The following is a 12,557-nucleotide window of genomic DNA, read 5'->3' as shown; positions in this document are numbered from 1 at the left end:
CCCCTATATTTTTTCTAAGGGAGTTTCAACAGTGTTCAATATATCATTAATTACGCTTTGTGCTTTATTATTTCCAATATTTATTTCATTTTTAACTATAATTCTATGACTCATAATTGGTACCGCAAGTTCTTTCACATCTTCTGGAATAACATAATCTCTTCCTCTGATGGCTGCTAAAGCTTGACACCCCTTCATCATATTTAAGGATGCTCTAGGGCTGCAGCCAAGTTCAATTTCCTTATGAACTCTTGTAGCTTTAACAATATCCAAAATGTAGTTCTTAATTTCTTCACTTACATGAACCTTACTGTAGTTATCTTGTACATACTCTATCTCTTCCATAGTTACTACTGATTGTAAGGTATCTAAGGGGTCTGACTCCATAAATCTATCTAACATTTGCTTTTCTTCATTATAATCCGGATAACCCATAGAAAGCTTAATAAAAAATCTATCTAGCTGTGCTTCTGGTAATGGGAAGGTTCCAAATTGCTCTACAGGGTTTTGCGTTGCTATAACAAAGAAAGGTTTTTTTAAAGGAATAGTGTTTCCTTCTACAGTAATTTGTCTTTCTTCCATACACTCTAAAAGAGCAGATTGAGTTCTTGGAGTAGCTCTATTTATTTCATCCGCCAATACTATTTGGCTTAAAAGCGGACCTTCTCTAAACTCGAATTCTTGACTACGTTGGTTATAAAAATAAATCCCAGTTAAGTCTGACGGTAATAAATCTGGAGTAAATTGAATTCTTTTAAAGCTACAATTCATAGTCTTAGCTAAACTTCTTGATAGTTTTGTCTTTCCAAGTCCTGGAACATCTTCTAACAGTACATGACCTGAGGTAATAAAGGCTACTGTTATCTTATCTATATTTTCCCTCTTTCCTATTATTACCTTTCCAATATTTTCCCTAACTTTTTCGCTAAACTGTTGAAATTTTGTAATCTCCATAAATTAACCTCCTAACTATATGAATATATTATACCAACTTTATCGTACATATTTATATATTTTTAAATAGTTTTCAAAATATTAAAACTTATGAAATTTGTATCACACGCAAACCTCTTTCCCCATATTTGATTCATATAATTATATCAATACGAACAAAAAAATAAAGAGAAATAATTTAACATTATGAAATAACGTTAAACACATTTCTCTAATTAACTAAACCTATTTATGAAGTTATATGTAAAGTTATTTAAACTATTTTCTCATTTGCCCTTTTACTACTCATAAATTGGAACTCATCTGCGATTACTTCAGAAATAAACTTTCTTTGGCCTTCCGCATTTTCATAGACTTTTGTTTGAAGTCTTCCAGTAACACTTATTATACTTCCCTTAACTAAATATTCACTAACTATTTCTGCTTTCTTTCCCCAAAGCACTACTGGTATAAAATCTACTTGCTTTTCTCCCGCTGGGGTTTTATAAGGTCTGTCTACTGCTAACATAATTCTAGTTAATACCTTGTTATTATCCTCCAGAACTTTCATTTCTGGATCTCTAGTCAATCTTCCAACTAAAACAATTCTATTCATGGTTTACCTCCAAAATATATATTCTTCTTTTAAGGATTTTATCCATGCTAGAACTTTATAATCATCCTTTGAAAAAAATAACAACAAATATGTGTTAACACTTTGTAAATATTTTTCCCAAATTCTATTGTTTAGTAATCCTATGTTTATATTATACTTGTTTACAAAAACATCCCTAGTAATTAAACAGTTATAACCAGTGTTGCTAGATATAAAAAATATCCTCTATAGCCTAGCAATAACCTGTGATTATTATGTCCTAATAATGTTCTATACTAACTGTATATATCTGAAAACTCTAATTCTATCTTCTGTACATTTCCTGCATTAGCAGCTTTTTTTTGTGCTAACATACTTTCTTTTTTTGAAAGTATGTTAGGAAGTTCTAATATAAACTCACTGCCTCTATTTTCCTTACTCTTAACATAAACTTGTCCACCATGAGCTTGCATTATAGATTTAACTAAAGATAAACCTATTCCACTGCCTTCATGGGATCTAGTAAATAGAGATTCACTTTGTACAAATCTTTCAAATATTTTCTTATGCATATTTTTAGGTATACCTATGCCGTTATCCTTTACAGATATCCTTACCTTTTCTCCTAAGTCCGATAGTTTTACGTATATTTCACCATTTTCCTTTGAAAATTTAACTGCATTAGAAAGCAAGTTGAGCATTACTCTCTCCATGTTTTCTCTATCTATACCTATAATTTTCTCTTCAATATCTGTATCAAAAATTATAGACATTCCTTTGTTCTCAATATATTCTACTGTAGATAAAGTTATATCCTCAATAACTTTCACTATATCGTAATTTCCAAAATCCATTTTTAAGTATCCTACATCAATTCGAGTAATATCAATTAAATTATTTATGAGTCTTAGTAATCGATAACAATTTTGCTTCATAACACCTAAATATTTATTCTTATCTAAATGTTTTGCTTCTTTTCCTTGATTAAGTTCTAATACTTGAACAATACTTAATATTATATTTAACGGGGTTTTTAACTCATGTGATACGTTAGAGATAAATTCTGTTTTTAGCTTGTCATACTTTAATGCTTGGTCCAGTTTAAATTTATCTTTTTCAGCTTTTTTTCTTTCCATTATATCATGAATTACAAAAATCACTGACATTTTATTGTCAAAAAATATGGGCACTGCCCCCATCTCCACTTGAACTTTTGTACCATTTTTTCTTTTTAAAATCATTTCTTTAAATTCTGATTGCTGTATATTTTTATATACAGTCCTATACATTTGAAAACCTTCTTTCAAACTATCTTTATGAACAAAATCAAAGACTTTCTTTTTATTTATTTCATTCAGCGATTGAACTCCAAGTATTTTAAACAAGGCATCATTAGAAAATGTAACTTTATCCTCATTATAAATAGCTACCCCAAAAGGCATAAATTGAAGTATTTTAGAGTAGTTTGCTTGATTGCGCTGAAGACATTGTTCAGCCACTACTTTTTTAGTAATATTCTTACCAATAAATAAGGTGAAAATTTCTTCATTTTCTTTAAAACACATAGCCGTTAATTCTGCATAAATTTGTGAACCATCTTTTCTTGTAAGTTTTCTTTCTACTACTGGTAGCATTGTATCACTAACCATTAGCTTTTTAGCATCACATATGACATTTTCTTTTGCATCCAAATCAAATTTAACTAACTCAAAGAAATCCTCCCCTAATACTTCCTTCTCACTTTTTTTGCCTAGAAGCTCAACACCTGCCTTATTAGCAAATATGATTGCTCCCTTTTTAACTAAAATCACAGAATTAGGTGTATGGGTAATTATAGTTTTTAAAGTTCCTTCACTAAGTTGATTCAATCCTTCCACCTGAATATTATCTTCTACTGTTTCAATTTCTTTATATCCATTACTTGTTATATCTGCAAAATAATCATTAACAAGCTTTTGCTCTTCGTGAAGTAAGTCATCTAACTTGAACAAAAGTAGTATGGCTTCCATCCCATCAAAAACAACACCTTTTCCAACTATCTCTACTTTAATGTTCTCATGAAAAGATGTACTTATCTTAGTTCTTATTCTATTCAATATTTTTCTTTGGCTTAAAAACTCATAATTAAATTTTACTTCTTCATCACCCATAAACTGTACAAAGTTATCTAACGGCAAATTCTTTATCTCCATTAAAGTAGAGAATCTTAAAAATCTTATAGCTCTTTCATTGCAGTACAAAACTTTATTATTCTCACCAATAATTATTACAGGGTCCGAAAGAATATCATAAAATTCAACATCTACATTAGTAATTGAAATCATTGATATCCTCCTATACAATATCTACTACTTATTTACATTATAAATAAATCATGCAGTTTATATTTTACACTATAATATAAAGGTATTTTACAAATTTTTTCCGTTAAATTTCTTTCAAATTCTACATATATCGTTTATTCCTTAAACATTTTTTAATATAATTATAATCCTAATTAAAATCGTTCTATTTTTTCTTATTTCCTTATCTTGAAAACTGTTTATATATTCCTTCATATTAAAGTTATATATAAAAATATACTACCACATTTTGCATTATGACTATATTTAGCCACTCTAATAATTAGTATACTAATTATTTAATTATTCTTTACTCTATACTCTCTATAAATTACTCCATAATAATCTCTATGTCGAAATTAGAGTAAAATTTATAGTTTCTTTATATAAAATAAAAAAGAACAAAAATGGATGACAATCGCTTTCTCCATTTTTGTTCCCTTTACATTTTCAACATACCTTTATTTATATACATTGAATTAAAAAAATTCATAATCAAACTCTCACTATTTACATTTTCTTTAGTAGAGATTGTTTACAAAAACTTTATTGTAAAAAACAATGTATAACCTATATTACTTTTCTAAGCTTTGAATCTTTTTATTCCTACACCTTTTACATACCTTTAATTTATTACCATCTCCTAGGGTCTTATCATACAGAACCTTAATTCTCTCAACCTTACAAACTGGACAAGTCCCTCTTCCTCTTGCCGGTAAGTTCCATAGTGCTTTCCCTCTGTTTTGCTTTGACATAAAAAATCCCCCACTTTACATTTAATTAGTATGATGCTTAAATTTAAAGATTTTATAAGCTTCAAATTTAAATCCTATAAAAGAATATAGACAATAAGAATAAACTCATTACCTAACTTTCTTTTATTTAACTTCATTTCATTAAATATTATTATAAGTGCAGGGATTTTATGACTATTATTTTAATATATCTTTTAAATACTCCTTAAAGTCTTCTTTTAAGTCTTCTCTTTTAAAAGCATATTCAACTGTAGCTTGAAGGAATCCTAGTTTATCTCCTACATCATGTCTTCTTCCTTCGAAGACATAAGCATACATTTCTTCCTTAGAAATCAAAGTTTTAAGAGCATCAGTTAGTTGAATTTCTCCTCCTTTACCTGGCTTAGTCTGTTCTAAGATATTAAAAATCTCAGGAGTTATTATGTATCTTCCTAATATGGCAACATTAGAAGGTGCTTCTTCAACCTTTGGTTTCTCTACTAAGTCTTCAACAGTGTAAACTCTATTAGAAATTTCTGTTCCTTTAACAATACCATACTTGTTAACATTTTCTCTCTTTACTTCTTGAACACCCAAAATTGTAGCATTTTTTTCTTCATAGGCTTCGATTAACTGCTTTAAGCAAGGAACCTCACTATCAACAATATCATCACCTAACATAACTGCAAAGGGCTCATTTCCCACAAAGGCTTTTGCACAACTTATGGCATGCCCAAGACCCTTAGGTTCCTTTTGTCTTATATAATGTATATTTGCTAAGTTAGTGCTTTCATGTACTAACTCCAATAAATCTTGTTTCCCACCTTTTTCAAGGTTTAACTCTAATTCAATAGCTTTATCAAAGTGATCTTCTATAGGCTTTTTATTTCTTCCAGTTATGATAAGAATTTCTTCTATTCCAGAGGCTACCGCCTCCTCGATTATGTACTGAATTGTTGGTTTATCTACTATTGGTAGCATTTCCTTAGGCACTGCTTTTGTAGCAGGTAAAAATCTAGTACCAAGTCCTGCTGCTGGTATTATGGCTTTTTTAACTTTCATATAATATCACCTCATAAAAATTAATATATATGGAATTAAAGTCTTAATATCCTTAATTCTAATGTAGCTTCTTTATGCCTTTTACATTAACTTACTAATTTTGTTATTAAGGATCTATAGAAGGTGTGTATAACTAGATTTAGGATTTCCAACTTTATATTATCTCCATAACGTATCAAAACCTTTTATTAATTGCAATGTTATTAAACATTTACAGGATTATTTTAACATATAACACTATAAAAAGTAAAAGATAGCGACAAACTCGCTATCTTTAGGAGGATAGTTAGGATCATGAGTTAGGCATCTTCATAAAATAAATAAGTCAGTATCCTCGTCTATATTGAGTTATGCTACATCAACAGAACCCTTAGATAGCTCTGCTCTACTATCTAAGAAACCTATTTACTTGTATGCACAAGCTTGCTTGTGAACTCAAAATATTCTTCACATCTTTGACTTGTTATTTATTTTCAGATACCTTATGGCACATGAACTTTAATTAGTTTCAGTTGTCCCAAAATTTTAACTTTCCCAAGGGAGCATGGTATTAATATACTTTCACCTTTAATTATTGACTCTTCTCCTTCAGAATATACTATTTTCCCTTCACCTTCTATGCAGCTATACAGAAAAAACTTTTCGCCCCTAGTATCATCTTTAAAATTATTTCTAATGATATACTCTTCAAATTCAAAGTACTTACAAGAAATATATTTTCTTCTATGATAATCTTCTGTAACTTGAAGCTCCCCCTCAAGTTTTTCACTGCTTAAATTAAAGTCTATTACCTTCATAGCTTTATCTACATGAATTTCTCTTCCCCTATTATAATCATATACCCTGTAAGTAATATCACTACTTTGCTGAATCTCTAGAAGCACTACCCCTTTACCAATAGCATGGATTAGTCCACTCTCAATAAAGAATACATCACCCTTTTTTACTGGAATTATATTTAAACATTTTTCTAAGGTTCCTCTTTCAATTCCCTCCATAAAGTCATTCTTATTGCATCCTTTTGTTCCAATTATAAGATTAGCACCTTCTTCAGCTTCTAATACATACCAAGCCTCTGTTTTTCCCCTGTCCTCTTCTAATAGCTTTGCATAATAGTCATTGGGATGTACTTGAACTGATAAATTATCACTAGCACTAATGAATTTTAATAGTAAAGGAAACTCTTCCTCCTGAAACCTCTCACCTAAAACTTTATCTTTATATAAGGTTATTAATTCTTTTAAGGTAATTCCTTCATACTTTCCATTTGAAATTATACTGGATCCATTTTTATGACAGCTAATTTCCCAACTCTCGCCTATATCTCCCTGTGGTAAGTTATCCTTTATAGCTTCTAATCCTCTACCTCCCCAAATCTTTTCAAAATATATGGGCTTAAATTTCAATGGATACACCTTATCACCTATTTGTATTACTGAGCTAAAGCTTTAAATTAAAGGATTTCTAATAAAACCCCACTTAATAATTAAATCTATAATACTTAATTTAAAGTAAAAACTATGAAGGAGTTCTTCATAGTTTATTTAGCTATTAATATATAGTATTGATTAGGTCCTATTTCTGTTACCTAATGTTTTGATTTTAATCTATAGAGTTACTTATAAAGCAATAAACTAACATATAGGCTTTTATACTTTTTTGCATTTCTCTAGAATCTTAGGATAATTTATCTCTTGTTTTCACTTAACCTATATTTTAGCTCTCTATCATGTGCTAAAAGAGCATTTAACTCCCCACCTAATAAAATGGTGGTAGACGTTATTTGAAGCCACAGCATCAAAATTATAATTGCTCCTATGCTCCCATATATAGCAGAGTAGTTTCCATAATTATTCACATAGTAAGCAAATAGCATTGAAAGTATAATCCACAAAAAACTAGTGAAAATTGCTCCTGGCATTACCTCAAGCCAGCTTACCTTTTTACAAGGAATAAAGTAGTATAGAGCTGAAAAAACCACTATCATGCCTAAGAATCCTACAGGATATCTTATTAGTCCAATATATCTAACAACATTTCCATCTAGCCCAATCCATCCTACCAGATATTTGCTTAACATTTCTCCAAAAACTAAAAATAAAAGTAGGAAAATTATTACTAAAGATACTCCTATCATAAAAAATACCGAAATAAAGATAACCTTTATATACCCTCTAGTTTCTTTTTCTTCATAGGCTTCATTTAATCCATAAATAATAGCTCTAAACCCTCTCGACGCGGTATACAAGGTAAATAATAATGAGATAGATAATAAGTTAGTATTTCTTGTTTGCAATAACTGTAGAGCTAAAGTGGATACCGAAGCATGTAACTCCGATGGCATCAATGTTGCCAGAATTACTAATATTTCATTTGGATTTACATTAGTAAACCCTACCATAGTTAGAAGAAATATTAAAAAAGGAAAAAAAGCAAACATCATATCAAAAGCCATTTGAGAGGCAAGCGCTGATATATTATGATGCTTATACCGTAATATGATTTTAATTATATATTGAGTTAATCTCATTTTTCTTTCTCCCGTCAATATTAATATGAGCAAAATTGTACTATAATTTAAATAGTTCATTATAATATATTGTATTTACTTAGAACAAATTTATTCCAACATGAAAAAAGGTGTTTTTGCTCAAAATATAATTAGTGTTTATATTAGATAAAAACTCATCTTTAAAACTATATTTAAATAAATTTGATGCAACAAAATTCTATATTTTTATAGGAATTAGTATGTACTTATAACTATATCTTAAGATACTATTTATCATTAGATTATTTTGCTTTAAAACTCAAATCAGTCTCCTTTTAAGCAATCTAAAATAATATATATTATTGAATTATACCACTTGAAATCCAACATTGTAATATTTTAACATATTATTATTTCAAAATATAGAGAGGAAGAGATTTTTATGAAAATTGCATTAGCTCAAACAGATATAATCTGGGAAGACAAGAAGGCTAATTTACATATAGCAGAAAAATTTATTGCCAAAGCCTCAGAAGAAAACATTGATTTAATTCTATTTCCTGAAATGAGCTTTACAGGCTTTACTATGAATGTGGAATATTGTGGAGAAGTCTATGATAAGAATAACGAAACTCCATTAAAAACAAGATCTGAAACCACTATTACCTTGGTAAGAACACTTGCTATTAATCATGGTATAAACATTGGTTTCGGTTATATTGAAAAAGTCCTAGATCAAACAAAAGGAAGAAACAACTATGCTATTATGAGTAAAGATGGAGAAATTCTGAGCAACTATAGTAAAATTCACCCTTTTTCCTTTGGCACAGAAAGTCACTATTATTTAGGTGGAGAGAAAATAGCTCATTGTAGAGTAAATAACTTTAATGTTTCTACTTTTATTTGCTATGATCTGAGGTTTCCTGAAATTTTTCAAATTGCTTCAAAAGAAGCTGAGCTTATTACAGTTGCTGCAAGTTGGCCTAAAGCAAGAATTAATCATTGGATTGACCTTCTAAAGGCTAGAGCTATTGAAAATCAATGCTATATTGCTGGAATTAATAGAGTTGGTATTGGTGATGGCTTAGAGTACAATGGAAACTCTTTAATTATTGATCCTCTAGGAAATATTATTTCTAGTTCTTTAGAAAATATAGAAGGATTAATTATGGCAGAATTAGATGTAGATTTAGTCCATTCCTTAAGACGGGATTTCCCGCTTAAAAATGATAGGAGAGAATCCTTATACAAAGAACTTCTTATTGATAATATTGAAGCTATCAATGAAAGTATTCACTAGTATTTTTTGCGGCACTCAATATAAATATGAAAAATGATTAATACAGGAGATTAAAATTAAAATAATCAGTAAATCATAGCCTTTAAATAAGTTTAGTGAACTATCATAAAAACTCAACTTCTACAAGAGCCTCCCTTGGTTCCTTTAAGGCTTTTTCAAAGCGAATAGAATAAACTCCACCTTAGAAGCCTTTTTGTTGAAAAAATTATAGGGAATAAAAAGAAGTTTACATCCTAAACTCATCTTTATTCCCTTAATAACTTATAATACTTCATTCAAATCTTTATGAACTAGTAAAAATCTAGTTCATAAAGTATCCTTTATTGGAAGCTTTAACTCACACTTATTTAATATGGGTAATTACTCTTCCGTAATAGGATTAATAATTAGCCTATTTTTTTCTATTTATATTTCTTTTCGCCAATAGTATAACCTATACCATTTACATTTATATTAATATCAACACCTGGCGTAGACACTTTATTAAGTGATACATATCTCTTATTACTTCTATCATTTATACCATGGTTAACTAAATCTCGAAAGTCTTTGCTAATAACATACAAAGCAAGAACAATAAATATTGGAATGTTTGCTATAGCTATAGCTATTTTATAATCTTTCATATAAATTCCCCCAAGTTTTCAGCCTATGCTTACTATAAATAATTATATTCCTTACCCTCTATTTTATTGCGTGTTAATCCTATTTTATTTAGCTACTTTGAAAGAAGATTTAATTCAGCCAAAGTTTATTTTTTGCTAAAACCTTAATCTAAAGATGATTGAGAATTATCCTGCAAAAATTAGTTGAGTTCTATACAGTCACTATTATAACAAAAAAGTTTATTTAAACTACTTTTTTACTTATAAAACCTTCTTTAAAGTTTCACCGATTTTATCATAAATAATTAAGTTTGCCCTATTATCATATTGAGTTACTGATTTATTGATAAGAATTAAATTATTTCCTTTATAATACCTTATTAGCCCTGCTGCTGGATAAACTGTAAGTGAAGTTCCTCCAACAATTAACACCTCTGCATGCTGAATAAATGAAATTGCTTCATTTAAAACATTTAAATCTAAGCTTTCTTCATATAAAACTACATCTGGTTTTATAATACCACCACAAATATCACATTTAGGTACATCTTTAGACTCAATAATTAAATCTAAGGAAAAAGCTTTATTACATTTCATGCAGTGATTTCTATGAATGGAGCCATGAAGTTCTAGAACCTTATCATTTCCTGCCTTTTGGTGTAAACCATCTATATTTTGAGTTATTATAGCTTTTAATTTTCCTATTCTTTCAAGTTCTGCTAAAGCTAAATGTGCATCATTAGGCTTTGCATCCCTATAAACCATTTTTTCTTTATAAAATTCGTAAAACTCTTTGGTACGATTTACGAAAAAACTATGGGAAAGTATATCCTCTGGGGAAATATAATCTTTGATTCTTTCACTATATAGTCCATTGGCACTTCTAAAATCAGGAATATTGCTTTCTGTAGACACTCCTGCTCCTCCGAAAAAAACAATATTACTGGATCTTTCAATAATTTCCTTTAGCTTAGCAATACTCATCTACTCACCTCATTTTTATCTGATAAAAATTATACCACTTTTTCTTTGAAGTAGTATAGGTTGAAAGTGAAAAAGCCCTATGTGAACTAATAACTTTTCAAGGAACTAAGTTAGATTTATTGCCTATAGTATCCTTTAATTTAGTTTCTTTTAATAAAAGATTTATACTACTTATTCTTCATATAAATGTAGTACAGTATTCAAAGCATTTATCATGTTCATTTTTATAAAAAGGATATCTAAATAAAATAACTAACCCAATTGACAAACCCACAGAAATTATTTCTCATAATTCCTGCGGGTTTTAGTATTTAACTATTTATTATCCTCTTTCTTATTTAACTTTGTAAATTCATCAGCAACTTTAAAGTCTAAGGTAAAGAAAAGTTTATTAATTTTAGTTCTGAGCTCTTCTTTTTTTGTTCCTGTTAAAGGTGTTGATTTATAATCATTACCTTTAGTTTTAGAGGAAATGATGTCTGTAATTACTCTAACAGCATAGTCTTCTAATTTTTTATAAATTAGAAAATCACTTTACTTAAAATCTCTATTCCCTCTCCTACATCCTTAGTGTTTACCATTTCTAAGTTTGTATCCTTGTATCTTACTGGATACACCAAAGTTCCTGTCTTTATTCCATTACCTTCTTTATGAATGGTGGCTCCATCACCACCTTTTTCATTAAAGATATAATGAGGTTTTTTATTTAATGTAGAGAAAGTCTCTTCTAACATTTCTTTTATTTCATGGTGCATTATTAGACTTCTGTCCATAAATTTAATTCCAAGGCCATTACCAAGTTTAAAGTTTCCTTTTCCACCTAGGTTATCTGTTGCTTCTTCTCCATCTATAACAATAGCAAACATTGGGTTTATACTATAAGCTGCAGCTCTAACTCCTCTTCCACCTACTTTATTTTGTGTAGAAAACACAAAATATATTTCTTTATCTAAACTATTTAATATCTCTCTGTTTTCAGCTAGGTTCTCCATAACTTTAAGCATCATAAAGCAACCAACTCTATCATCTAAAAATGGAGCTATAATATTATTTCTTTCTTCAATAATATTTGAACTAAATACAGCTACATCTCCTTCTTCTATAAGCTCAAGGGCCTCTTCTCTTGAAGATACTCCTAAATCTATATATAAATCATCTATCTTCGGGTCATCTTTGGTTGCACAAACCCTTCCACTATTTCCATTTTCAAATTCTACAATAGTATTTATCATTGAGGGTTCTTTAAAGTCTCCAATTTTACCTACTCTTGCAAAACCCTTGTCATCAATATAAGTTATTATTACCCCCATGGTATCCATATGAGCTGTAATCATAAGTCTTTCTTCTTCCTTCTCACTTTTCTTACCCATCTTTACAATTACATTACCCATCTTATCTACTTCATGACATAACTCTAATCTATTTAGTTCTTCTATTATAACTTGTCTAACTTCTTCTTCATGACCACTAACCCCAAAAGCACTTAGTAGTGATTCTAATAATCTATCCAT

The 12,557-nt window shown here is 29.2% G+C and carries 11 protein-coding genes; 1 reads left to right on the top strand and 10 read right to left on the bottom strand.

Annotated elements, in window-relative coordinates; genetic code table 11:
• Positions 1-3 precede the first annotated feature (3 nt).
• From B3040_RS18150 to B3040_RS18120, 7 genes are all read right to left on the bottom strand, one after another.
• On the bottom strand, positions 4-954 hold the full coding sequence (locus B3040_RS18150) for an AAA family ATPase (RefSeq protein WP_291576428.1): 951 nt from the start codon (positions 952-954) through the stop codon (positions 4-6).
• A gap of 253 nt (positions 955-1,207) precedes the next feature.
• Positions 1,208-1,549, bottom strand: coding sequence for a single-stranded DNA-binding protein (locus B3040_RS18145; RefSeq protein ID WP_017414074.1), 342 nt, complete (start codon positions 1,547-1,549; stop codon positions 1,208-1,210).
• Between the two features lie 275 nt (positions 1,550-1,824).
• Entirely contained in the window at positions 1,825-3,852 is a 2,028-nt protein-coding gene (locus B3040_RS18140) for a sensor histidine kinase (protein ID WP_291576425.1), read from the bottom strand.
• 593 nt (positions 3,853-4,445) lie between these two features.
• Complete coding sequence (locus tag B3040_RS18135; protein WP_291576423.1) at positions 4,446-4,625, bottom strand: hypothetical protein; 180 nt, start codon at positions 4,623-4,625, stop codon at positions 4,446-4,448.
• A gap of 177 nt (positions 4,626-4,802) precedes the next feature.
• The gene (gene galU / locus B3040_RS18130; RefSeq protein WP_291576421.1) at positions 4,803-5,666 is read right to left on the bottom strand and encodes a UTP--glucose-1-phosphate uridylyltransferase GalU; all 864 of its coding nucleotides are present in this window, start codon (positions 5,664-5,666) and stop codon (positions 4,803-4,805) included.
• A 482-nt stretch (positions 5,667-6,148) separates the two neighbouring features.
• On the bottom strand, positions 6,149-7,081 hold the full coding sequence (locus tag B3040_RS18125) for a type I phosphomannose isomerase catalytic subunit (protein ID WP_291576419.1): 933 nt from the start codon (positions 7,079-7,081) through the stop codon (positions 6,149-6,151).
• A 272-nt stretch (positions 7,082-7,353) separates the two neighbouring features.
• Positions 7,354-8,196, bottom strand: coding sequence for a YihY/virulence factor BrkB family protein (locus B3040_RS18120; RefSeq protein ID WP_291576417.1), 843 nt, complete (start codon positions 8,194-8,196; stop codon positions 7,354-7,356).
• A 403-nt stretch (positions 8,197-8,599) separates the two neighbouring features.
• Between B3040_RS18120 and B3040_RS18115 the strand changes: the two genes are divergently transcribed.
• Positions 8,600-9,457, top strand: a complete 858-nt coding sequence (locus B3040_RS18115) for a nitrilase-related carbon-nitrogen hydrolase (protein WP_291576415.1) — start codon at positions 8,600-8,602, stop codon at positions 9,455-9,457.
• A 401-nt stretch (positions 9,458-9,858) separates the two neighbouring features.
• On the opposite strand, the gene B3040_RS18110 is transcribed toward B3040_RS18115, so the two are convergent.
• The 3 genes from B3040_RS18110 to B3040_RS18100 form a co-directional block, all read right to left on the bottom strand.
• Positions 9,859-10,083 carry a hypothetical protein gene (locus tag B3040_RS18110; RefSeq protein ID WP_291576413.1) on the bottom strand — a complete coding sequence of 75 codons (225 nt, stop codon included), beginning with the start codon at positions 10,081-10,083 and terminating at the stop codon, positions 9,859-9,861.
• Between the two features lie 240 nt (positions 10,084-10,323).
• The gene (locus B3040_RS18105; RefSeq protein ID WP_291576411.1) at positions 10,324-11,046 is read right to left on the bottom strand and encodes an NAD-dependent protein deacylase; all 723 of its coding nucleotides are present in this window, start codon (positions 11,044-11,046) and stop codon (positions 10,324-10,326) included.
• A gap of 521 nt (positions 11,047-11,567) precedes the next feature.
• Complete coding sequence (locus tag B3040_RS18100; protein WP_291576409.1) at positions 11,568-12,557, bottom strand: M42 family metallopeptidase; 990 nt, start codon at positions 12,555-12,557, stop codon at positions 11,568-11,570.

The sequence above is a fragment of the Clostridium sp. UBA4548 genome, from assembly GCF_002387895.1.
GTDB lineage: Bacteria > Bacillota > Clostridia > Clostridiales > Clostridiaceae > Clostridium_J.
Note: the sequence above shows the minus strand (reverse complement) of the source record. Positions and strands in the feature narration are given on the sequence as shown.

Excerpts from the sequence above, each read along its gene's own strand:
- B3040_RS18150 (WP_291576428.1), bottom strand. The coding sequence starts at position 954 with ATGGAGATTACAAAATTTCAACAGTTTAGCGAAAAAGTTAGGGAAAAT.
- B3040_RS18145 (WP_017414074.1), bottom strand. The coding sequence starts at position 1,549 with ATGAATAGAATTGTTTTAGTTGGAAGATTGACTAGAGATCCAGAAATG.
- B3040_RS18140 (WP_291576425.1), bottom strand. The coding sequence starts at position 3,852 with ATGATTTCAATTACTAATGTAGATGTTGAATTTTATGATATTCTTTCG.
- B3040_RS18135 (WP_291576423.1), bottom strand. The coding sequence starts at position 4,625 with ATGTCAAAGCAAAACAGAGGGAAAGCACTATGGAACTTACCGGCAAGA.
- galU (WP_291576421.1), bottom strand. The coding sequence starts at position 5,666 with ATGAAAGTTAAAAAAGCCATAATACCAGCAGCAGGACTTGGTACTAGA.
- B3040_RS18120 (WP_291576417.1), bottom strand. The coding sequence starts at position 8,196 with ATGAGATTAACTCAATATATAATTAAAATCATATTACGGTATAAGCAT.
- B3040_RS18115 (WP_291576415.1), top strand. The coding sequence starts at position 8,600 with ATGAAAATTGCATTAGCTCAAACAGATATAATCTGGGAAGACAAGAAG.
- B3040_RS18110 (WP_291576413.1), bottom strand. The coding sequence starts at position 10,083 with ATGAAAGATTATAAAATAGCTATAGCTATAGCAAACATTCCAATATTT.
- B3040_RS18105 (WP_291576411.1), bottom strand. The coding sequence starts at position 11,046 with ATGAGTATTGCTAAGCTAAAGGAAATTATTGAAAGATCCAGTAATATT.
- B3040_RS18100 (WP_291576409.1), bottom strand. The coding sequence starts at position 12,557 with ATGGATAGATTATTAGAATCACTACTAAGTGCTTTTGGGGTTAGTGGT.